Genomic DNA, 21,293 nt, shown 5'->3' on the forward strand with positions numbered 1-21,293 from the left:
CCGCCCGCTCACGCCATCGTGGTGTTCGTGCGACTCGTCCGTTGTAGTGTTCGTAGCGTTCTATGACTTTTATGCGTTTATGGCCTGGTGAGGGCCGTAAAAGAAACCGCCGGTGAGCGGTCTGTGCCTCTTGACGATACCTCTGTCGGTGCGCTAGGCGCCTGGCGGGCGGCTCGGGGAGCCGGGCCGGTGCCGACCGGGCCCCTCGGGCGCTGGTCGGGACGCCGAAGGGGTCGGCGGGGTTTCCCGGGGTAGCCGGAGAGGGAGCCGGACGGCGGCCCCGGGGGAACCGGCAGCGGCGGCCCCCGGGGCGTGGAACAATTGTTTTCCGGCTCAAACGTCCCATTGACGAGCAGGAGACACAGCGCGATGCGAATCGGAGTGCTCACCGCCGGAGGCGACTGCCCCGGACTGAACGCGGTCATCCGGTCGGTCGTGCACCGGGCCATCACCGGGCACGGCGACGAGGTCATCGGATTCGAGGACGGCTTCAAGGGCCTCCTCGACGGGCACTACCGCCCCCTCGACCTCAACGCGGTGAGCGGCGTACTCGCCCGGGGAGGCACGATCCTCGGCTCGGCCAGGCTGGAACGAGCCAGGTTGCGCGAGGCGGCCGAGAACTGCGGCGAGATACAGCGGCGGTACGGGATCGACGTCCTCATCCCGATCGGCGGCGAGGGCACCCTCACCGCGTCCCGGATGCTCTCCGACGCGGGCATGCCCGTCGTCGGCGTCCCGAAGACCATCGACAACGACATCTCCGCCACCGACCGCACCTTCGGCTTCGACACCGCGGTCACCGTCGCCACCGAGGCCATCGACCGGCTGAAGACCACCGCCGAATCGCATCAGCGGGTGATGGTCGTCGAGGTCATGGGGCGGCACGCGGGCTGGATCGCCCTGGAGTCCGGAATGGCGGGCGGCGCCCACGGCATCTGTCTGCCGGAGCGCGCCTTCGAGGTCCAGGACCTGGTCAAGATGGTCGAGGAGCGGTTCGCCCGGGGCAAGAAGTTCGCCGTGATCTGCGTCGCCGAGGGCGCGCACCCGGCGGAGGGCTCCATGGACTACCGCAAGGGCGAGATCGACCAGTTCGGCCATGAGCGCTTCCTCGGGATCGGCAACCGCCTGGCGGTCGAACTGGAACACCGGCTCGGCAAGGAGGCCAAGCCGGTCATCCTCGGGCACGTCCAGCGCGGCGGTGTCCCCACCGCGTACGACCGGGTACTGGCCACCCGCTTCGGCTGGCACGCGGTCGAGGCCGCGCACCGCGGCGACTTCGGCAAGATGACGTCCCTGCGCGGGACGGAGATCCTGATGGCGCCGCTGGCGGACGCGGTCCGGGAGCTGAAGAAGGTTCCCGAGGAGCGGATGAACGAGGCGGAGTCCGTCTTCTAGAAGAGAAGTCCGTCGCCCCGCCGGACGCGTGCGGCACGCGGTGGACGGGTGTCGCCGGGCGTCCCGGCGACGCTCCCCATGGCGAGACGAATGGCCTCGGTCGATCCCCGTGTCGTCGGCCGAGGCCATTCGTGTGTTCCCCCGTAGCCGCCCCGCTCCCGCGATCAGTGCCCCTGTCTCCGGTGCCGCGGCGGCGTCTCCACCTTCCGCCCGGACCGGCCGCCGGGGCAAGGGATTCCCTGTCCGGGACATGTCCCGGCCGGGGTCGGACAGTGTCCGGGCAGGTCAGCCGGGCGGGCCCGGTCCGGTCCCGGCCGGATGGCGACCGGCGGGCGGATCGGCCGGTGATGACCGGGCCCGGGTACTTCCTTTGATAGCGTCCCGCGCGGCCCCCGAACCAGGGCCGGACGGTCTGGGGGGGCGTGCGGATGCGGGGAGCGGACGGGGAACGTACCGGCGACGGCCGGGCGGGCCGGTGGTCCCGGCGGTTACGGCGGCCCCGGCTCCGTACCGGGGTGGCCCTGGCCCTCGCACTGATCGCGACAATCGCCGCGGGCACCACCGTCACCGGAGCGCTGGAGCGGCGGGACCGGCTCGCCGACAACCGGGCCCAGCTCGACCGGGCCTGCCGGGGGCTGTTGCCCGCCGAGCGACTGCGCCCGTACCTCCCCGACGACTCCCGGGGGCGGACGGCCGAGTACGGCACCCTCCTCGGCACCGATCCCGGACAGGGCACCCGGGCACTGCTCGACTGCCGGCTCTTCTGGGGCGGCGGCGGACCACGAGGTGAGCACGGGGCCGAGGTCCTGGTCCGGGCCACCGCCGTCGGGGAGCCCGACGAGGACACACCGGTACTGCCGAGGCTGAGGGCGGAGGCGTTCCCGCTGGCCCTGCCGCCGTCCGCACTCGGCGGCTCCCAGCTCAAACAGCGCTGGGCCGCCGCCACACTCGTCGTCGACTGTCCCGCCGGTATCACCCGGCACGGAGGCGGCCGGACGAACGACATCCGGGTACGGGCCGTACTCCCGCGTGACCGGTCGGCCGCCGGAGTGGCCGACGACCGGGACGGACCGGCCCGCGACCTGGCGGACCGGCGAGCGGCGGCCCGGACCGCCGTCGCCGTCGCCGACTGGGTCACCGAACGCGCCGGATGCCGGGGTACGGACCTCGGCACCGCCGTCCCCGACGGCCCCGCCCCCGCGAGCGGCGCCGCCGACCCCGCGCTCTGCCGCTGGCTCGACCCGCACGCCCTGGGCCTCGGCGGCGGCTGGACCGCCGTCCCCGGTGAGCCGTACGCCACCCGGGCCGGAGTCTGCGCGATCGAACACCCCGACGGACGGCGGGTCGAGGCGGCGAGCGGCACCGGCGGCTGGGGAACCCGGCTCCACGACGACGGCGGGCCGAATACCCGGAGCGACGACGGCTCCTGGACCTGGCGCGGCGACCCGCCCGAGGCGTCGGTATCGGCGTCGGCCCTGTGCGGCGAAGGGAAGCGGGCCGGAGTACGGGCCTACCACCGGGTCGCCGTCACCCCGCCGCGCACCACCCCCGACGCCGAGGGGTGGCACCGGATATCCCGCGCCGACGCCGACCGGCTCACGGAGACCGCGCGCCGCACGCTGGCCGCCTATTCGGCCGCGTCCGACGGCTGGCCCCGGCGGACCGGCTGCCGCGACACCACGACGCTTCCGGAGCGGACCCGATGAGCCACCCCGGCGACCACCGCCCGGCGGGCGAGATCCTCTACGACGAGGAGCGGCCAGGCCCCCCGGGACCCGTGCCGCCGCCGTCCGCCCCTTCCGTCCTCCCGGCCTCCCGGTGGCGGACCCGCCCCGTGCTGCCGGCCCTCGCCCTGGTGGCGGGCGTCGCCGCGTGGGCCGCCTTCGGGGACGAACTCTCCGACCGGGGGCGCGACCGGGCCCTGGAATCGGCCTGCGACGGGCTCACCCCCGCCCCCGAGGTCCGGGCCCTCCTCGGACCCGGCCCCCTCGCCGAGGACCGGGAACACCGGATCGCAGAAGGCGGCGGAGACCCGGCGAACCCGCTCCACCTGCGATGCGTCCTCGTCCGCACCGGCGGCGAAACCGGTGAACACCTCGGCCGCGAAGGCTCGGTGGAGATCGGCGTACGGTCCGTACCGGCGGCCGGGGCCCGGGCCGCGCTCCGCGCCGACCCCCACCACCCCGGGGCCTCCGCCACGGCACCCGTTCCCCTCGGACACGGCTGGTACGGCTTCCTGGACGACGACTCCCACGAAGACGGCAAGACGGCCGCGGTCCTCCTCGACTGCGCCCCCGACCTGCTGGTCACCGCCGAGACCACGATCGAGGGCGGCGCCACCGACGACCCCGCCGAACGCGTCGCCCTCGCCCGGCTGGTGACCGCCGTCGCCACCGGCGCGGGCGAGCGATACGGCTGCGGGACGCCGTCCGGGGCGGCCGTGCCGCGTACGGTGCCGCTGCCGCCCGCCGACGACGAAGCCGTACCGCCCGCCGCCGCGCGCGGGGCGTGTACCGGCGTACGGCCCGGCTTCCCCGGCGCCCGGGTCGCCGACGGCGGCGGACACGGGCTCTCGCCCCGCGAGTACTGCCGGGTTGTCGGCACACCGGGCGCCGAGGAGTTCGGCGGCTCACCGCGGGGCCGGAGCGACGGCTACACCCTGGAGGCGTACTACGGACCGTACGCCCAGCCGCCTGACCCGGAGGAATCCGTGACTGTCCGGAGCGCGGCGGCGTGCGGGGCGCGGGGCGACGAACGCGGCCTGTACGTCCTCCGGGGCGCCTCGGCCGACCCCGGGGCCCGCCGGGCGCTGGACGCGTTCGCGAGGGCGTCGGCGGTGAAGCGCGGCTGTACGTATCCGGCCCCGGCCGCGGCTTCTTTTGGGACGCGCTGACGCGCCCCTGCCCTCCTCGCCGAGGCGGGTTGCTCGCGCCTCGCGCCCCTGCCCCGGGTCCGCCCGGCGTCTTCAGGCCGTCTGCGGTCTGCCGCCCGTGGTGGGTTGCTCGCGCAGTTCCCCGCGCCCCTAAATGCTCTCCCTCTCGCCGCCCCTGAAAGGGCCTCGCCGCCCTCGCGGAGAGGCCGGGTCCTCCTTCCAAAGGCGATGCCGGGGAGAGCATTTAGGGGCTCGGGGAACTGCGAGACCAGCCAGCCACGGTCCGCGGACCGCGAACAGCATCAGGTCGCCGGGCGAGACCCGGGTATTTTCGCGATGCCGTGGAGGGCCAAGGCGCTGGGGGTTCCCCCATTGCCGGAGGCATAGGGGCTCGGGGAACTGCGAGACCTGCCGGCCACGGTCCGCAGGCCGCGAACAGCATCAAGCCACCGGGCGCGGCCCGGGGAGTTCGGGCGGCGCAGGGGTGACCTCGCTTGAGGGAGACGCGGCGCTATTTGACCTGGTCGAAGCGGCCCAGGAAGCGGAACTTCGAGTTCTCCGCGCGGTAGAGGAACGCCGATCTCTCCAGTTGGAGCATGTGCGTGCCGTTCGCCTGGAAGGCGAGGGGCTTCGCGATGCCCTCGTAGCTGGAGCGGAAGACGCGTTCCGCGACCTCGCCGGGGGTGACCGAGGCGCGGGAGCCGAACGCGGCGAGGGCGGTGGCGACCAGGCCCACCGCGTCGTACGCCTCGGCGGACCAGCGGGCCGGTGGCGCCCCGTACCGGGCCCGGTGGGCGGCGGTGAAGGCGCGGGCCGCCTTGCTGCCGGCCGAGGGCACGTCGATATAGGGCGCCTCGAAGATCCAGCCGTCGGCGGCGCGTCCGGCCGCTTCGAGGAACGCCGGGCGCATCGCGGGTTCGAAGCCGGTCCGGGCGCCGGTGAATCCGGCCGCCGTGAGGGCCCGGGCGCAGGCCGCCGCCCGGGTGGGGGAGGTTCCGGCGAAGACGACGGCGTGCGGCCGGGTGGCCAGCGCTTCGCGGACGACCGTCGTGAAGTCGGTCCGGTTCGCGGGCATCACATGGACGGTCGTCGTGCCCTCGTTGGGCGGTGCCTCGGACAGATTCCGGCTTATCGAGCGGGCTTCGGCGCCCGCCGCCGCGTCCTCGACGAGGGCCGTTCGGCTGCTGTCGGCGACCCGGGTCAGATAGGAGAGCACCGGGTAGGTCCGGTACGAGCCGGGGGCCCGGGCGGCGATCAGGGTACGGGTGTCGGTGAGGGCGGTCCCGGTGTCGTCGGGGTCGGCCGAGACGAGGAGGATCGGCATCGACTCCGCGGTGTAGTGGGGGACCGCGGCGCGTACGGCGGCGGTGGTGGTGGGGCCGATCACCGCGCACACGGCGGGGTCCCCGGTCAGCCGCCGGGCGGCCGTCAGGGATTCGGCGGCCCGGCCCCGGTCGTCGCGGACGGCCAGGGCGAGGGTGAAGGGCCGGTCGCGCCGGGCGTTGTGCGCGGCGATCGCGAGCCGCGCGCCGCGTTCCTGGGCGGTGGCGTCGGCCTTGCCGGGGCCGGAGAAGTCGGCCTGGAGGCCGATGGTCCGGGTGGGGACCGGGCTCGGGTCGTCCCGCTGTCCGTCCGGGTCGCGGCGGAACATCAGGCTCGCGGCGCCGACGCCGGAGGCGGCGACGGCGGCCACCGCCGAGCCGCCGATGATCAGCGCCCGGCGCCGGGTGGCGGGCCGCCCGCCGGGTCCGGCCGGGAACGCGACCGTGGTCTCTCCGGCCGGCCGGGGCGGCGGGTCCAGGGCTCGGGCCGAGCGGTCGGCGACCAGCCGTACCACCGTCGGCGGCAGCCAGTCCGCCCCACCGGGCGCACCACCCCCGACGGCCCCGATGCCTCCGGCGGTCTCGCAGACGGCCCGGAGCGCGGCGGCGGTGGGCCGGTCCTCCGGGTGTTTGGCCAGACAGGCGGTGATCGCCCCGGCCAGCTCCGGCGGGAGCAGGGTGTCGAGCCCGTCGAGGTCGGGCTCCTCGTGGATGGTGCGGTACAGCACGGCGCCCGGGTCGCCGGTGCCGAACGGGCGCCGCCCGGTGGCCGCGTAGGCGAGGACGCAGCCGAGGGCGAAGACATCGCTGGGGGCCGCGACCTCCCCGTCGGTGGCCCTGGCCTGTTCGGGGGAGAGATAGCCGGGGGTGCCGACGACCATGTCGGGCGCGGTCAGTACGGTCACGCCCGCGCCCTGGGCGATGCCGAAGTCGATCAGCCGGGGCCCGTCGAGGGCGAGCAGGACGTTGCCGGGTTTGACGTCCCGGTGCACCAGTCCCGCCGTGTGCACCTCGGTGAGGGCCGCCGCGAGCCGGGCGCCGACGACGGCGACCGTACGCCCCGGCAGCGGCCCGGCCGCCATCGCCTCGGTGAGAGAGGGCCCCGGTACGAAGGCGGTGGCGAGCCAGGGTGCCGGGGCATCGGGGTCGGCCGCCACCACCGGGACGAGCCAGGCCCCGGTGAGCCCGCTCGCCAGCCGTACCTCACGGCGGAACCGGGCCCGGAACGCCGGATCGGCGGCGTACTCGGCCCGGATCACCTTCAGGGCGACGGGCGTTCCGTCGGCGGCGCGGGCCAGATACACCGTGCCCATGCCGCCCGAGCCGAGCCGGGCGAGCAGCCGGTGCCCGCCGAGCGACTCGGGGTCTTCGGGACGCAGTGCGTCCATCGTGTTGTTCCTCGCCGTCCTCGCCGGGCCGTCAGGGTGGGCAGCTGCACCGTCAGGTGGGCAGCTTCAGAGGGCCGACATAGCCGAACCGGCCCTTTTCGACCTTGTAGTGGTGCACATGCGTGGCCTTCAGATAGCCGCTGTCGTCGTACGCGTAGGTCTGGGCCAGCCCCTTGAACTCGGCGGCGGCCAGGGCGCCGCCCAGCTCGCGGCGGCCGGCCCCGGCCCGGAGCGAGCCGATCCGGTCGGCCAGCAGCCGGATCGCGTCATAGGTCTCCGCGGCCGTGACCGGCGGGGCGGCGCCGTACCGTGCGCGATAGGCGGTGGCGAAGGTCTTGACCCGGGCGGCCTCGGGGCCGATGTACGGGGTCAGCGACTGCCAGCCGTCGGCCGTGGCACCGGCGGCGCCGGTGAAGTCGGCCGTCGCCGACAGCGAGTCGAGGAACCGGGGGCCGGTGAAGCCCTTCCCGCTCAGCGCGCGGGCGACCACGGCGGCCCGCTTCGGGGTGCCGGTGTAGTACAGGCTGTCGATGCCCCGGGAGAGCAGATCGGCCACGACCGAATCGGGCGCGGCCCGTTCCGGTACGACCCGGACGGCCAGATCGAGTTTGAGGCCCCCGGCCGCGCCCTTCGACAGGAACGTCATCTCCCAGCCGGTGAGGCCGCCCGCGCGGTCGATCAGCAGGCCCGGCCGGGTGGCGCCCTGCGCGGAGATCGCCATCATCGTCGCGTAGGCGGTGTACGGCCGGAGCGGGGCCGCTCGGTAGTACCACTTCGGCGAGGCGAACAGGGACTCCTGGGCAGCGGCGAGCGACAGTTCGGAGACCGAGATCAGCGGCAGCCGGGCCCGTTCGTACACCTCGACGGCGGCCACCCCCGAGATGTAACCGGTCGGTCCGACGACGCCCAGTACCTCCGGATCGTTCGTCAGCCGCCGGGCCGCACCCACCGCCCTGGCCGCCTCGCCCTTGTCGTCCAGGACCCGCAGGACCAGGGTGAACGGCTTCTCCGCACGGGCGTTGAACTCGGCCACCGCCAGCCGGGCGGCCCGCTCCTGGACCAGGCCCTCGGCCTTCTGCGGGCCGCTGAGGTCGGCGTGCAGTCCGATGACCCGGCGCGGTCCGGCCGCCACCGGCTCCTTCTCGTCGTCGCGCAACGCCCACCACAGGGCCGTACCGCCGCCCGCCGCGAGCAGCGCCGTACCACCGGCCGCGAGACCGAGGAACCGGCGCCGCCCCGGCGCGGCGGCGGGCTGCGGCACGGTCGCCTCGGGGACCAGCGTCGGCTCGATACCGGGCAGGGCCAGCATCGCGTCCGCCCGCCGGGCGATCACCGTCACCACCGGATCCGGCAGCCAGTCGATCGTGCCCTCCGGCGCGTCCTCCGCCAGCGCCTCGTCGACCTCGGCCGCCGACGGCCGGTCCGCCGGGTCCTTGGCGAGGCAGCGGCCCAGCAGCTCCCGCAACTCCTCGTCGTGAATCGCCGTCAGATCGGGGGCGTCGTGGACGGTCCGGTAGAGCAGCGCGTCCACCGCGCCCAGTCCGAACGGCGGCCGGCCGGTGGCCGCGTAGACCAGCACACACGCCAGGGAGAAGACATCGCTCGCCGCCCCCACCTCGTGCGCCCGCGCCTGCTCGGGGGAGAGGAACCCCGGGCTGCCCACTACGACCCCGGCGGACGTCAGTTCGGTCGCCTCGGCCGACGTGGAGCGGGCGATCCCGAAGTCGATCAGCCGGGGCCCGTCCATCGCCAGCAGAATGTTCCCCGGCTTGACGTCCCGGTGCACCAGGCCCGCCGTATGCACCTCGGCCAGCGCCCTGGCCAGCACCTTCCCCAGCACCCTGACCGCCCGCGACGGCAGTACGCCGCACTCCGCGACGGCCTCCGCCAGCGACGGGCCGGGGACGAACGCCGTGGCCAGCCAGGGCGATCCGGTCTCGGTGTCCGCGTCGAGGACCGGCACCACCCAGGGGCTGCGCACCCGGCGGGCGGTGTCCGCCTCCCGGCGGAACCGGGCCCGGAACGCCCGCTCGGCCGCGTACTCGGGCTGGATCACCTTGACCGCGGCCAGCTCGCCCCGGTCCGACCTGGCGAGATACACCACTCCCATCCCGCCCGCGCCCAGCCGGCCCAGCAGCCGGTAGACGCCGAGCCGGGAGGGGTCGGACGGCAGCAGTCGCTCCATCACGCACCGTCCTTCGGGGCGGACGGCGACGCCGTCGCCTTCGAACCATTCTTCGGGCCCGGTTCGCGGCCGAACTCCTCCCGCGCCCTGAGCTGGGTGTAGGGCACCACCTCGGACACCAGCTTGAACGCCGCCTCGTCTGTGTACCCGGCACCCGCGCAGACCGAGGACGACAGCACCATCGAGCCGTAGGTCACCTGCTGCCACGTGTACGGATACGGCCCGCCGTGCCGCTCACTGACACACATCCCCGCCTCCGTCAGCGCGTCCTCACTGTGCAGGTTGGCGGCCTCCCCGAACCGGGCGGGCTGGGGATTGAGCCCGGTGAGCCGCTCGCCCCGGCGCAGTACCTGCTCGTCGCAGTGGAGGGATTCCTCCACCACCCGGGCCTGCTCCCACGCCGCGTCGGCGGCCGTACGGTGGAAGGTGATGGTCGCCGAGAAGCGGACCCGGCCCTTCCCGTCGGTGGGGGGCAGCTCGAAGTGCCGGGTGAGGGTGGCCAGTACGTCGTCCGGGATCGGCTCCCGGTTCCAGACGCAGTCGCTCCGCAGTACCGACCAGGTGGCGGTATCGCTCTCGTACGGCGTAGCCTTCCGCGTCCCCGCCGGAAGCCCCTCGGGCCCGACGATCAGCTTGTCGATCATCTTCCTGGCCTCGGCCGCCGTGCGGGGCAGCGCCGCCGGATCGGCCGGCTCCAGCGTGGGAGCCGGTTCGACGTCCCGGTCCGGTGCCACGACCACCGCGGCGTCCGACGGCCGTTTACCGGATTCGTCGCCGTCCCCGCCACCGGTACAACCGGCCACCAGGATCCCGCACAAGGCGAGGGCTCCCCACCCCCACCGGGCCTTTCTCTCCGCCACGATCCCCGCCCTTCGCATCGTGTCCGCTCGGCGCGCACCGGACACGGCCCCCTGGGGCGCCGGTCCGCGCCCATAGCGATGCTCGCCGGACACCTCATGGTTCCCGGGCGGCGGCAGGAGTATGCGAACGGGGGAGCGGGCCCGGCCCCGCGACGGGGGCCGGGCCCGCCGGGCGGGGACGGGGCCGGGCCGGGTCAGCCGGTGGGCAGACCGAGGTCCGCGGCGACGGCGCTCGCCCGGGTGAAGACGGACTTCAGATGCTCGGTGTCGCAGTACTTGTTGCCGGTGCTGACGATGCCGATCAGCTTGCCCCCGGCGACCAGCGGGCCGCCCGAGTCGCCCCGGCAGGTGCTGTTCGTGGTCCCGGCGGGCGGAGTCCCGCAGACCTTCTTCGCGAGGCTGTCGGCGGGGTCGGTGAAGGGCTCGCAGGCGGCGAGCGGCGACAGGACGAGGTGTGCCGACTTCAGCCGGGTGGCGTCAGTGTCCCGGGCGATCCGGCCCCAGCCCATCGCCTTGGCGGTGGAGCCCACCCGGTAGAGGGCGTTGTCCCGGGGGCCCGCGACCGGCAGCGGCGCGTACGGCATCGCCCGGTTCAGGGTGATCACGGCGGCGTCGTTGGCCAGCGACGCCTGGTCGTACCGCGGGTGCAGGGCGATCGAGCGAATGGTGCGGACCGTGCCCTTGGTGCTCGCGATCTCGGTCCGGCCGCCGACCACCCGCAACTGGTCGTTGCCGGGCTCGTCGACGCAGTGCGCGGCCGTCAGTACCTTGGTCGGCGCGACCAGGGTGCCCCCGCACGCCTGCCGCCCGTCCGGGGTCAGCAGGAGCATCGCGTAAGGGTGGTCGGTGACGGTGGTGTTCTGGCCGTCGCGGACGGCGCTGGCGGGGCTCGCGGTGATCGCGAGGGTGGTCGCGGCCAGCGCCGACGTGGCGAGGACGGCGGCGGTACGCCGGACGGCCGCCGACGCCTTCGAAGCCGTCCGGTTCGCCGGGTCGTTCTGGGCCTGCTGTGCCTCGGGTGCCTTGGACGTCATGGACATGGTTCCCCCTGGTTCACGGCGCGACCGGTCTGTGCCGCGCTCTTCCGCGCAGCAGGACGGGAATCCGGGCCGAGGCGTTCCATCTCTCCGCCAAGTCCCCCCGACCGTCACCCGGTTGGGTCAACCCGGCGATGGGCCGGGGATCAGCGCTTCCCGGGGCCGGTGACCCAGCGGTACTGGAGTTCGGGGCGGCCGATCTGACCGTACTGGGGGCTGCGGACCGCCCGGCCCTGGGTCACCAGATGCTCCAGGTAGCGGCGGGCCGTGATCCGGGAGATCCCGACCTCCGTACCCGCCTCCGCCGCCGTCAGGCCCTCCGGGGTGTCCCGGAGCGTCCGGGTCACCGACTCCAGCGTCGGCCCGCTCAGGCCCTTCGGCAGGGCGCTGCCCTCCGGGGCGCGCAGGGTCGCCAGGGCGCGGTCCACCTCCTCCTGACCGCTGGCCTCACCGGCGGCGGCGCGGAACTCGGCGTACCGCTCCAGCCGGTCGCGGAGCGTCGCGAAGGTGAACGGCTTCAGGACGTACTGCACCACCCCGAGGGAGACGCCCTCCCGGACGATCGCCAGATCCCGGGCCGACGTCACGGCGATCACATCGGCGCCGTGCCCGGCGGCCCGCAGCGACCGGACGAGACCGAGGCCGTGCCCGTCGGGGAGATAGAGGTCGAGCAGCAGCAGATCGACCCGGCGGCGCTCCAGGACCCGGACCGCCTGGGACCGGGAGTGCGCCACGCCCGCGACGGTGAAACCGGGGATCCGGCCGACGTACAGGGCGTGCGCGTCGGCGGCGACCGGGTCGTCCTCGACGACCAGGACACCGATGGTCCGAGCGGTTCCGTCCGCGTTCATGGCTGCTGCACCTCCCCGGTGCCGATGGGCAGCGGCGATCGTACGTCACCGGGCCCGGCGGGCCCGTGGCCCCCGTCACCTCCCGGCGCGGGGCGGGCCGCGCCCGGGGCCGTACGGTCCGCCTCCCGGGCCGCTCCCGCGACCGTCCCGGCCGCTTCCCGGGCCGGGCCGGAGGCGTCCGGCGTCATACCGGGACCCCGTCCCCCAGCGGCAGCCGTACGGTGAACTCCGCGCCGCCCTCGTCGCCCGTGCCCACCTCGATCGTGCCGTGCGCCCGGTGCACCGCCTGGCGGACCAGGGCCAGTCCGAGGCCCCGTCCCGAACCATGGGTCGTCCAGCCGCGCCGGAAGATCTCGCCGGCGCTCTCCCGGGCCACGCCCCGGCCCGTGTCGCGGACCCGGAGCAGCAGCTCGCCACCGCCCTCCCGGCCCTCGCCGGCCGCTCCCCGCCCACCGGCGGCGTCGGGCCGGTGCTCTTCCGCGCGGACCGTGACGGTGACCCGGGCCCGGCCCGGCCGGGCCCCGGAGAGAGCGGCCTCCGAGGCCGCGTCCACCGCGTTGTCGACCAGATTGCCCAGCACGGTGACCAGGTCACGGGCCGGGAGCGACGGCGGCAGCAGCCCGTCGTCGATCCGGCTGTCCTCGGCCAGCACCAGCTCCACGCCCCGCTCGTTGGCCTGGGCGGCCTTGCCGAGCAGCAGGGCCGCCAGGACGGGTTCACCGACCGCGCCGACGACCCGGTCGGTGAGGGTCTGGGCCAGCTCCAGTTCGGCCGTGGCGAAGTCGACCGCCTCCGTCACCCGGCCCAGCTCGATCAGCGACACCACCGTGTGCAGCCGGTTGGCGGCCTCGTGCGCCTGGGAGCGCAGGGCATGGCTGAAGCCGCGTTCGGAGTCCAGCTCGCCGGAGAGCGCCTGGAGTTCGGTGTGGTCCCGCAGGGTGACCACGGTGCCCCGGTGCTCCCCGCCGACGACGGGGCTGGTGTTGACCACCACGACCCGGTCGGCGGTCAGATGCACCTCGTCGACCCGGGGTTCGGAGGCCAGCAGCGCGCCGGTGAGACCGGGCGGCAGCCCCAGTTCGGTGACCGGACGGCCGACGGCGTCGCCGCCCAGGCCGAGCAGCTCCCGGGCGCCGTCGTTGACCAGGGCGATCCGCCGCCGGCCGTCCAGCATCAGCAGCCCCTCCCGGACCGCGTGCAGGGCCGCCTGGTGGTAGTCGTGCATCCGGCTCAGCTCGCCCGCGTTCATACCGTGGGTATGGCGGCGCAGCCGGGCGTTGATCACATGGGTGCCGACCCCGCCCAGGACGAGGGCGGCGCCCGCGACCACCAGCAGCCCCATCACCTGCCCGCGGACCTGCTCGCTGATCCGGTCGATCGTGATCCCGGCGCTGACCAGGGCGACGATCCGCCGCCCGCCGGACGGTCCGGCCGCGTCACCGGGGGGTTCCGTGGCGTAGACGGGGACGACGGTACGGATCGAGGAGCCCAGCACCCCCACCGTCGTCTCGCTGTAGACCTCGCCCCGCAGCGCCTGTTCCGTGTGGCCGAGATAGGGGCGGCCGATCTCCTCCGGCTGGGGGTGGGTCCAGCGGATGCCGTCCGGGGCCATGATCGTGACGAAGGCGACCCCGGCGTCCCGGCGGACCCTTTCCGCGTACGGCTGGAGGATCGCGGTCGGATCGGCGGAGCGGACGGCCGCCGCGACCGACGGCGAGTCGGCGACGGCCGCGGCGGTCGCGGTGGACTGGCGGCGGGCGGTCTCCTCGGCCTGCGAGCGGTCGACCACATAGGCGAAGAAGGCACCGCCCGCCACGATCGCCGCCACCAGAACGGCCTGCATCGCGTAGAGCTGGCCCGCCAGGCTGCGGGGGCGGGGTATGCGCATGGCACCAGTGTGCCTTCCGTTTCGCGGAGATTGCCGGGCGGTGAACGATTCGGTCGTGAACGAAATGTACGCAACGGTGACCCGGGTCACAGGGTGATGGATATTCGCCGAAATCCATACGGGACATGGACCTGGCAATTTCATCGAGGAGGACCCCTTGGCTGCGACAGCAGGCGGCAGAGACCGTACGCATTACCTGTACATCGCCGTGATCATCGCGGTGCTTGCGGGTATCGCCGTGGGCTTCGCGGCCCCGGGGGTCGCGGTCGAGCTGAAGCCCATCGGTACGGGCTTCGTCAATCTGATCAAAATGATGATCGCGCCGGTCATCTTCTGCACCATCGTGCTGGGTATCGGCTCGGTACGGCAGGCGGCGAAGGTCGGAGCGGTCGGCGGGCTCGCCCTCGGCTACTTCGTGATCATGTCGACGGTCGCCCTGGCGATCGGTCTGCTGGTCGGCAACTTCCTGGAGCCCGGCTCCGGGCTCTCGATCACCGAGGAGGCCAAGGCCGCCGGCGACAAGGCGGCCGAGGGCGCGGGCGGCGAGTCCACCGCCGAGTTCCTGCTCGGGATCATCCCCAAGACCCTGGTCTCCGCCTTCACCGAGGGCGAGGTCCTCCAGGCGCTGCTGATCGCCCTGCTGGCCGGGTTCGCCCTCCAGGCGATGGGCAAGGCGGGCGAGCCGATCCTCCGCGGTATCGGCCACATCCAGCGGCTGGTCTTCCGCATCCTGGCGATGATCATGTGGGTGGCCCCGATCGGCGCGTTCGGCGCGATCGCCGCCGTGGTCGGCGAGACCGGCCTCGACGCCCTGAAGTCGCTCGCGGTCATCATGATCGGCTTCTATGTCACCTGCGCCCTCTTCGTCTTCGTCGTCCTCGGCGCGCTGCTGAAGCTGGTCGCCGGGGTCAACCTGTGGTCCCTGCTGAAGTACCTGGGCCGGGAGTTCCTGCTGATCGTCTCCACCTCCTCCTCGGAGTCGGCCCTGCCGCGGCTGATCGCCAAGCTGGAGCACGCGGGCATCAGCAAGCCCGTGGTCGGCATCACCGTCCCCACCGGCTACTCCTTCAACCTCGACGGCACCGCCATCTATCTGACGATGGCCTCGCTCTTTATCGCCAACGCGATGGGCGACCCGCTGAGCGCCTCCGAGCAGATCTCCCTGCTCCTCTTCATGATCATCGCCTCGAAGGGCGCGGCCGGAGTCACCGGCGCCGGACTCGCCACCCTCGCGGGCGGCCTCCAGTCGCACCGGCCCGAACTCGTCGACGGCGTCGGCCTGATCGTCGGCATCGACCGCTTCATGTCCGAGGCGCGGGCGCTGACCAACTTCGCGGGCAACGCGGTCGCGACCGTACTCGTCGGCACCTGGACCAAGGAGATCGACAAGGACCGGATGACCGAGGTGCTCGCCGGGCGCATCCCGTTCGACGAGTCCACTCTCCTCGACGACGGCCACGGCGGACCGGTCGCGGACACCTGCGACTCCCCGGCGGACGTCCCCGACGCCCGTACCGACAAGGGCGTCCCCGCGAAGGTGTGACCCTCGCGACGGCCCCCTGACCGGGCCGGTCCCGAAGGACCCGGGCGGTCCGTGCGTACTTCCCCGACGCACGGGCCGCCCCTCGCCGTTCCCGGGCGGTTCCCGGACCGCGGGCGGCGTCGGCGAATGAGAGGGTACGAGTGCCCGTACGCACGGAAGTCCCCGGGGAAAGAGGTTCCGGAATGGCAGTCGTCCACCACACCACCCTTCGTCCCACGAAGCCGGAGCTACTGGCCCGCTGGCTCCCCACCCGCCCCTGGTACCGGGGCGGACCCGCCCCCGAACCCACCACCGTCGGCGGCTTCCGGCTCGACGACCCGGCGGGCGAGGTGGGCATCGAGTTCATCGTCCTCACCGAGGAATCGGGCCCCGAACCGGCCGTCCACCTCGTACCGCTGACCTACCGCGGCGCCCCGCTCGACGGCGCCGACGACGACGCGGCGCTCGTCGGCACGCTGGAACACGGGGTACTCGGCAAGCGCTGGGTCTACGACGGCAGCCACGACCCCGTCCTCGTGTCCCGGCTGCTCGCCCTGATCGAGGGCCGGACGGAGGCACAGGACCAGAACACCACCGGCACCCCCGACCGCGACGTCAGCCGGGAGTACTCGGGGACCGCCGCGCCGCTGCCCGGCGCGGCGGATGTCCTCGCGCCCGGGACCGTGACCGACGACGGTGAGGGCACCGTCGTCGCCCTCGGCCCGGACCTGGCGCTCCACCTCCACCGCGACCCCCGCGAGCCCCTCCCGGAGGGCACGATCGGCCACGTCGAGGGCTCCTGGCGCGGCGCGGACGGCTCCCGCGAGAGGGGCGTCTTCGCCACGATTCGCCGCGGCGGCGCGTCGTAGCCCGGCGCGCCGGGGCGCGCCCGGGATCCGGGCGGCGCCCGGTCGGCGGATGTCGTTCGCGGCCCGCACCGCCGTTGTGGCCTGTCTCGCAGTTCCCCGAGCCCCTGGTTGCCCCCTTTGCCGCCCTCCGAATAGGCCCCGCCCCTCATCCCGGGGCCGGGACCCATTTCAGGCCCGGTGCGGGGGAGAGCATTTGGGGGCGCGGGGAACTGCGCGAACGGCCACGACGGTGGCGCGGACCGCCGACAACATCAGGTCGCCGGGCGGAACCCGGGTTGTGGGCCTCGCCCGGAGGGCCGAGGCGCTGGGGGTCCCCCCATTGCCGAGGCATAGGTTGGGGGTCCCCCCATTGCCGAAGGCATAGGGGGAGGAACTGCGCGAACAGCCACAGGCGGGCCGCAGACCGCGAACAAGATCAGGTCGCCGGGCGCTTCCCGGGAAGTGGGGGCAGGAGGCACCCCCGTCGGGCGCTGGGGCCCGGTCAGGAGGAGGCCGTGCCGATGACGTCGTTCAGGACGTCCCGTGAGCGGATCAGCTCGTGGATCATGCCGTCGATCCGGTCCCGCTCCTGCGTCAGCCAGACCACCAGCTGGGGGGTCGCCGTCTCGGACGGGCCGCCGTCGGCGTCGCGCATACACGGCAGTACCCGTGCGACCATCTCGCTGTTCAGGCCGGCGGCGAAGAGTTCCTGGATGTGGATGACCCGGTCGACGGCCGCCTCGGCGTACTCCCGGTGGCCGCCCGGCGTACGGTCGGAGACCAGCAGTCCCCGTTTCTCGTAGTAGCGCAGCGACCGGTCGCTGACTCCCGTGCGCCGCGCCAGTTCACCGATCCGCATTCCGGCTCCTTCGGTTCCGGCCGGGTCCGGCCCGGACCTTTCGCGGATCCGGACTTGAACCTGACACCTGTGTCAGATTCTACGGTACGGGCATGACGAACTCACCGCTGTTCACCCCGTTCACGCTCGGCACCCTCGACCTCCCCAACCGCATCGTCATGGCGCCGATGACGCGCTACCGGGCCGCCGAGGACGGCACTCCGCTGCCCGTCGTCGCCGACTACTACGCCCAGCGGGCCGGTGCCGGGCTGCTGATCACCGAGGGCATCTGGCCCAGCCGGGCGGGGCAGGCGGGCTGGCGGCTGCCGGGCCTGGAGACCCCGGAGCACGTCCGCGGCTGGCGGGCCGTGACCGAGGCCGTCCATGCGGCCGGGGGCCGGATCTACGCCCAGCTGATGCACGGCGGGCGGCACGGTCATCCGCTGTCCCGGCTCGACGGCGACCTCCCGGCGGGCCCCTCGCCGGTACCGCTGCCGGACCGGGTCCACATCCGCGACGGCGGCAAGGCCGACGCGCCCGTGCCCCGCGCGATGACCGTCGACGAGATCCGCCGGGCCGTGTCCGACCATGTCGCCGCCGCGCGGAACGCGATCGACGCCGGGTTCGACGGGGTCGAACTGCACGGCGCCAACAGCTATCTGATCCATCAGTTCCTGGCCGACAACACCAACCTCCGCGACGACGCCTACGGGCGGGGGAGCGTGGCGGACCGGATCCGCTTCCCGCTGGAGGTGATCACCGCCGTGGCCGACGCGATCGGGCCCGGCCGCACCGCCCTGCGGCTCTCCCCGGGCAACCCGCAGGAGGGCATGGTCGAACGGGACCCCGGCCCGGTCTACCGGCGGCTGGTGACCGAGGTGAACCGGCTCGGCCTCGGCTATCTCCATCTGATCGACGACGACCACTACCCCGCCTTCGCCGATCTGCTGCCGCTCTGGGACGGTCCCGTCATCGCCAATATCGGCGAGAACCGCGCCCCCACCGACAAGGCGGGCGGCGAGGACGTCATCCGTCGAGGGGTGGCCGATCTGGTCTCGTACGGCCGGTCCTTCATCGCCAACCCCGACCTGCCGGAACGGCTCGCCGCCGGGCTGCCGCTGAACGAGATCGACGCGGCCCACCTCTACACCCACGGCGCGCGCGGCTACACCGACTACCCGGTCCACCGGGCCCCGGCCGGGGCCGTACGGTCCTGAGATCCCGAACGGCAGCCCGGCCGTCCCCGGCCGACGGGCCCGCGCGGGGAACCGGACCGGGTGCCTCCGATGTCCTGAGTGGGTGTGAACACACTCAAGTCGAGCGTCCTCGACGGTCTTCCGTGGGTGGGCACGACGGTCTTCGGGATCGCTACGGGCTTCGCCGCCTGGTGGCTGACCTTCCGGGCCCGCTCCTTCTGCGCCGTGGGCTTCGAGGCGGGGGGACGCTTCGGGCTGATGTTCCTCCTCCCGGTGGCCGTGGCGGCGGGCGGTCTCGCCGCGGGCGGGGCCCTGTTCCTCGGCCGCCTGCTGACGAGCCGGGCCCCGACGGTCCTCCGGGTGGTGGTGCCCGTACTGCTGATCCTGACCGTGACGGCGCTGCCCGCGTGGTGGCTGGTGGCGCACATCGGTACGCCGTCCGGTCTGCCCGGCCACCCCGAGGGCGTCCCCGGCTTCCCACCGCCCTGCCCGAGGAGCAACGTCCCGCCGTCGTGGCCCGGATGGCTCCCGGTCTGACCGCACCCGCTCGCGGGACCGGTCGGCGGTCCGGGCCGGTGGCCTTGCCCTGACGCGGACGTCAAGGTCTACGGTCCCCGTATGCGGATCGGAGAACTCGCGGAGCGGGCCGGGACCACCACCCGCGCGCTCCGCTACTACGAGTCGCGCGGACTGCTGCCCGCGCGGCGTACGGAGAACGGCTACCGCAGCTACGACGAGAGCGATCTGCGGCTCCTCGACGAGATCAGGACCCTCCAGGGCATCGGCTTCGAACTGGAGGAGACCCGGCCGTTCGTGGAGTGTCTGCGGGCGGGGAACCCCGCGGGCGACGTCTGTCCGGCGTCGATCGCGGTCTACCAGGCCAAACTCGGCGAACTCGACGCGCTGATCGGACGGCTGACGGACGTCCGGGGCCGGGTCGCCGACCAGCTCGACCGGGCCCGGGAGCAGGCCGCGCGGGACACGAGGACGACAACAACACAGGACCAGGAACCGGAGCCGCGGTGCGGCTTCGGATACGGGGAGTGGTGATGACACCGAACACGACACCGACACCGGACACGGCACAGGCGGGGGCGGCGGGGACGGTTACCGCCGTGACCGACGAGGACTTCGCCGCCGAAGTCCTGGGCGCCCGGCTGCCCGTACTGGTGAAGTTCACCGCCGACTGGTGCCCGCCCTGCCGGATGATGGTCCCCGTACTGGCCGATGTCGCCCGTACGGAAGCCGGTCGGCTGAAGGTCGTCGAGCTGGACGTGGACCACAACCCCGAGACCGCCCGCCGCTACGGCGTACTGTCGGCCCCCACCCTGACCCTCTTCCACGGCGGCGAACCGATCCACTCCTCCGTGGGCGCCCGGCCCAAGCGGCTGCTGCTCCGCGATATCTCCGAGGCGTTGGGCGGGGAATCCGTCTAGCGTGCCACCGTGGAATATCGAGTGATCGTTCTCAACGGCGGTTCCAGTGCGGGCAAGTCGGGTATTTCCCGCTGTCTGCGGACGATTCTGCCCGAGCCCTGGCTCGGGCTCGGAGTCGACACCTTCATCGACGCGCTGCCGCCCGGATTCGGCGACGGCGGCGCCGAGGGCGGACTGGCCGTCGGGCCCGGGGGAGAGGTCACGGTCGGCGCGGAGTTCCGGCGGCTGGAGGAGGCGTGGATCGCCGGGGTGGCCGCGATGGTACGGGCCGGGGCCCGGGTCGTCGTCGACGAGGTGTTCCTCGGCGGCGCCGAATCGCAGCGCCGCTGGCGGGACGCCCTCGCCGGGATCGATGTGCTCTGGGTCGGGGTCCGCTGCGACCCGGCGGTGGCCGCGGGCCGGGAGACGGCCCGCGGCGACCGGGCCGCCGGAATGGCCGCCTCCCAGGCCGAGTCGGTACACCGGGGGGTGGTGTACGACCTGGTCGTGGACACGACGGGGACCGAGGCGCTGGAATGCGCCCGGACCATCGCGCTACGGCTCTCCGGGGCGGGGTCTGCCGAGGGTCCCGCCTGACGTCATCGGTTCCCCGGCGCCTCGGCCTCCGGGGCGCCGCCTCGAACGACCCGGGTCGCGCCCGGCGCCCTTCCGTTGTTTGCGGTCCGCACCACCGTTGTGGCTTGTCGCGCAGTTCCGCCCCCTATGCCTCGGCAATGGGGGGACCCCCAACCTATGCCTCGGCAATGGGGGACCCCAGCGCCTTGGCCCTCCGGGTGAGGCCCACAACCCGGGTCTCGCCCGGGGGCCTGCTGTTGTTTGCGGTCCGCGCCACCGTTGTGGCTTGTCGCGCAGTTCCCCGCGCCCCTAAAAGCTCTCCCTCGCACCGGACCTGAAGAGGAGGCCCGGCTCTCCGCGGGGGAGGGCGGGCGGTGCCGTCAGGTGAGGAGCACCGCGCAGCCCCGGGACTCCAGCTCCGTCACCAGGCCCTCCCGCGGTTCCAGTTCGTTCCAGCGGAGATCGAGTTTCTCCAGCTCCGGGAGGCCGAGCAGCCACTCCGGCAGTTCCCGCAGCCGGTTGGCGCGGAGGTCCAGTTCCCGGAGCCGGGGCAGGGTCGCCAGCGGCTCCGGGACCCGGGTGAGCCGGTTCTCCCGCAGCTCGACAGTGCGTACGGAGGCGAGTTCGGTGAAGGTCTCCGGCATCTCCGTCAGGGCGTTGCCGCGCAGCCACAGTTCCCGCAGCTCGGGGAGCGTGCCGAGGGTGTCGGGGAGCGCCGTCAGACCGCAGTGCTGGGCCCGCAGTTCGCGGAGCGACGTCAGCCCGCCCAGAGTGTCGGGGAGGGTGCCCAGCGGGTTCCCGCCGATGTTGAGGTAGCGGAGCGCGGAGAGCCGTCCCAGCTCCGGCGGCAGTTCCGTCAGCCGGTTCTCGTGGAGATAGAGGAACCGGCTGAGCCCGGTCAGCGCCCCGATCTCGCCGGGCAGGGACGTGAGGGCGTTGTGGCCCAGGTCGAGGGTGCGCAGCCGGGTCAGTCCGCCGATTCTGCTGGAGATCGCGGTCAGTCCGTTGTCGGCCAGGACGAGTACCTCGACCCCGGTCTCGTCCCAGACGGAGTCGGGCACCCGGCCGAGTCCGGCCCGCCACAGATCGATCACATGGGT

General features: G+C 73.8%; 18 protein-coding genes. 10 read left to right on the top strand and 8 right to left on the bottom strand.

Going from position 1 to position 21,293, the window contains the following annotated elements; genetic code table 11:
• Positions 1–369: 369 nt before the first annotated feature.
• The 3 genes from AB0G74_RS19390 to AB0G74_RS19400 all read left to right on the top strand — a co-directional run bounded on the left by AB0G74_RS19390 (position 370) and on the right by AB0G74_RS19400 (position 4,288).
• Positions 370–1,395: an ATP-dependent 6-phosphofructokinase gene (locus AB0G74_RS19390; RefSeq protein WP_361147773.1), complete on the top strand. Its 1,026-nt coding sequence runs from the start codon at positions 370–372 to the stop codon at positions 1,393–1,395.
• 428 nt (positions 1,396–1,823) lie between these two features.
• Positions 1,824–3,101: a hypothetical protein gene (locus AB0G74_RS19395; protein ID WP_361147775.1), complete on the top strand. Its 1,278-nt coding sequence runs from the start codon at positions 1,824–1,826 to the stop codon at positions 3,099–3,101.
• The gene (locus AB0G74_RS19400) at positions 3,098–4,288 is read left to right on the top strand and encodes a hypothetical protein (RefSeq protein ID WP_361147777.1); all 1,191 of its coding nucleotides are present in this window, start codon (positions 3,098–3,100) and stop codon (positions 4,286–4,288) included. Before AB0G74_RS19395 ends, AB0G74_RS19400 begins: the two co-directional genes overlap by 4 nt.
• A 490-nt stretch (positions 4,289–4,778) precedes the next feature.
• Here the strand turns inward: AB0G74_RS19400 and AB0G74_RS19405 are convergent, their stop codons facing one another.
• The 6 genes from AB0G74_RS19405 to AB0G74_RS19430 all read right to left on the bottom strand — a co-directional run bounded on the left by AB0G74_RS19405 (position 4,779) and on the right by AB0G74_RS19430 (position 13,798).
• Positions 4,779–6,977 carry a bifunctional serine/threonine-protein kinase/ABC transporter substrate-binding protein gene (locus AB0G74_RS19405; RefSeq protein ID WP_361147779.1) on the bottom strand — a complete coding sequence of 733 codons (2,199 nt, stop codon included), beginning with the start codon at positions 6,975–6,977 and terminating at the stop codon, positions 4,779–4,781.
• Positions 6,978–7,029: 52 nt separating this feature from the next.
• Positions 7,030–9,162 carry a bifunctional serine/threonine-protein kinase/ABC transporter substrate-binding protein gene (locus tag AB0G74_RS19410; RefSeq protein WP_361147781.1) on the bottom strand — a complete coding sequence of 711 codons (2,133 nt, stop codon included), beginning with the start codon at positions 9,160–9,162 and terminating at the stop codon, positions 7,030–7,032.
• Positions 9,162–10,022 (bottom strand): hypothetical protein, encoded by an 861-nt coding sequence (locus tag AB0G74_RS19415; RefSeq protein WP_361147783.1) that lies wholly within the window; start codon positions 10,020–10,022, stop codon positions 9,162–9,164. The genes AB0G74_RS19410 and AB0G74_RS19415 overlap by 1 nt, the downstream gene beginning before the upstream one ends.
• Positions 10,023–10,216: 194 nt before the next feature.
• Positions 10,217–11,056 carry a serine protease gene (locus AB0G74_RS19420; protein ID WP_361147785.1) on the bottom strand — a complete coding sequence of 280 codons (840 nt, stop codon included), beginning with the start codon at positions 11,054–11,056 and terminating at the stop codon, positions 10,217–10,219.
• Positions 11,057–11,205: 149 nt separating this feature from the next.
• Positions 11,206–11,910 carry a response regulator gene (locus tag AB0G74_RS19425; protein WP_361147787.1) on the bottom strand — a complete coding sequence of 235 codons (705 nt, stop codon included), beginning with the start codon at positions 11,908–11,910 and terminating at the stop codon, positions 11,206–11,208.
• A 184-nt stretch (positions 11,911–12,094) separates the two neighbouring features.
• Entirely contained in the window at positions 12,095–13,798 is a 1,704-nt protein-coding gene (locus AB0G74_RS19430) for an ATP-binding protein (RefSeq protein WP_361147789.1), read from the bottom strand.
• 157 nt (positions 13,799–13,955) lie between these two features.
• Between AB0G74_RS19430 and AB0G74_RS19435 the strand changes: the two genes are divergently transcribed.
• Complete coding sequence (locus AB0G74_RS19435) at positions 13,956–15,341, top strand: cation:dicarboxylase symporter family transporter (protein WP_361147791.1); 1,386 nt, start codon at positions 13,956–13,958, stop codon at positions 15,339–15,341.
• 182 nt (positions 15,342–15,523) lie between these two features.
• Entirely contained in the window at positions 15,524–16,189 is a 666-nt protein-coding gene (locus tag AB0G74_RS19440) for a 1,4-alpha-glucan branching protein (protein WP_361147793.1), read from the top strand.
• Positions 16,190–16,670: 481 nt separating this feature from the next.
• Here the strand turns inward: AB0G74_RS19440 and AB0G74_RS19445 are convergent, their stop codons facing one another.
• On the bottom strand, positions 16,671–17,027 hold the full coding sequence (locus AB0G74_RS19445; protein ID WP_361147795.1) for a MerR family transcriptional regulator: 357 nt from the start codon (positions 17,025–17,027) through the stop codon (positions 16,671–16,673).
• 92 nt (positions 17,028–17,119) lie between these two features.
• On the opposite strand from AB0G74_RS19445, the gene AB0G74_RS19450 reads away from it, so the two are divergent.
• The 5 genes from AB0G74_RS19450 to cpt all read left to right on the top strand — a co-directional run bounded on the left by AB0G74_RS19450 (position 17,120) and on the right by cpt (position 20,214).
• Positions 17,120–18,223, top strand: a complete 1,104-nt coding sequence (locus tag AB0G74_RS19450) for an alkene reductase (protein WP_361147797.1) — start codon at positions 17,120–17,122, stop codon at positions 18,221–18,223.
• Positions 18,224–18,301: 78 nt separating this feature from the next.
• Positions 18,302–18,739 (top strand): hypothetical protein, encoded by a 438-nt coding sequence (locus AB0G74_RS19455; RefSeq protein ID WP_361147799.1) that lies wholly within the window; start codon positions 18,302–18,304, stop codon positions 18,737–18,739.
• Between the two features lie 81 nt (positions 18,740–18,820).
• A complete protein-coding gene (locus AB0G74_RS19460; protein WP_361147801.1) occupies positions 18,821–19,252 on the top strand; it encodes a MerR family transcriptional regulator in 432 nt (143 codons plus the stop codon).
• Positions 19,252–19,638 (top strand): thioredoxin domain-containing protein, encoded by a 387-nt coding sequence (locus tag AB0G74_RS19465; protein WP_361147803.1) that lies wholly within the window; start codon positions 19,252–19,254, stop codon positions 19,636–19,638. The genes AB0G74_RS19460 and AB0G74_RS19465 overlap by 1 nt, the downstream gene beginning before the upstream one ends.
• Before the next feature lie 9 nt (positions 19,639–19,647).
• Entirely contained in the window at positions 19,648–20,214 is a 567-nt protein-coding gene (cpt, locus tag AB0G74_RS19470; RefSeq protein ID WP_361147805.1) for a chloramphenicol phosphotransferase CPT, read from the top strand.
• Positions 20,215–20,573: 359 nt separating this feature from the next.
• On the opposite strand, the gene AB0G74_RS19475 is transcribed toward cpt, so the two are convergent.
• Positions 20,574–21,284: a leucine-rich repeat domain-containing protein gene (locus tag AB0G74_RS19475; RefSeq protein WP_361147823.1), complete on the bottom strand. Its 711-nt coding sequence runs from the start codon at positions 21,282–21,284 to the stop codon at positions 20,574–20,576.
• Between the last annotated feature and the right edge of the window lie 9 nt (positions 21,285–21,293).

Source organism: Streptomyces sp. NPDC020875 (assembly GCF_040641415.1).
Taxonomy (GTDB): domain Bacteria; phylum Actinomycetota; class Actinomycetes; order Streptomycetales; family Streptomycetaceae; genus Streptomyces.

What these genes read in the sequence shown, in the direction of transcription:
- AB0G74_RS19440 (WP_361147793.1), top strand. Translation starts at nt 15,524, where the DNA reads ATGGCAGTCGTCCACCACACCACCCTTCGTCCCACGAAGCCGGAGCTA.
- AB0G74_RS19430 (WP_361147789.1), bottom strand. Translation starts at nt 13,798, where the DNA reads ATGCGCATACCCCGCCCCCGCAGCCTGGCGGGCCAGCTCTACGCGATG.
- AB0G74_RS19420 (WP_361147785.1), bottom strand. Translation starts at nt 11,056, where the DNA reads ATGACGTCCAAGGCACCCGAGGCACAGCAGGCCCAGAACGACCCGGCG.
- AB0G74_RS19410 (WP_361147781.1), bottom strand. Translation starts at nt 9,162, where the DNA reads ATGGAGCGACTGCTGCCGTCCGACCCCTCCCGGCTCGGCGTCTACCGG.
- AB0G74_RS19425 (WP_361147787.1), bottom strand. Translation starts at nt 11,910, where the DNA reads ATGAACGCGGACGGAACCGCTCGGACCATCGGTGTCCTGGTCGTCGAG.
- AB0G74_RS19400 (WP_361147777.1), top strand. Translation starts at nt 3,098, where the DNA reads ATGAGCCACCCCGGCGACCACCGCCCGGCGGGCGAGATCCTCTACGAC.
- AB0G74_RS19445 (WP_361147795.1), bottom strand. Translation starts at nt 17,027, where the DNA reads ATGCGGATCGGTGAACTGGCGCGGCGCACGGGAGTCAGCGACCGGTCG.
- AB0G74_RS19465 (WP_361147803.1), top strand. Translation starts at nt 19,252, where the DNA reads ATGACACCGAACACGACACCGACACCGGACACGGCACAGGCGGGGGCG.
- AB0G74_RS19395 (WP_361147775.1), top strand. Translation starts at nt 1,824, where the DNA reads ATGCGGGGAGCGGACGGGGAACGTACCGGCGACGGCCGGGCGGGCCGG.
- AB0G74_RS19390 (WP_361147773.1), top strand. Translation starts at nt 370, where the DNA reads ATGCGAATCGGAGTGCTCACCGCCGGAGGCGACTGCCCCGGACTGAAC.
- AB0G74_RS19460 (WP_361147801.1), top strand. Translation starts at nt 18,821, where the DNA reads ATGCGGATCGGAGAACTCGCGGAGCGGGCCGGGACCACCACCCGCGCG.
- AB0G74_RS19450 (WP_361147797.1), top strand. Translation starts at nt 17,120, where the DNA reads ATGACGAACTCACCGCTGTTCACCCCGTTCACGCTCGGCACCCTCGAC.
- AB0G74_RS19405 (WP_361147779.1), bottom strand. Translation starts at nt 6,977, where the DNA reads ATGGACGCACTGCGTCCCGAAGACCCCGAGTCGCTCGGCGGGCACCGG.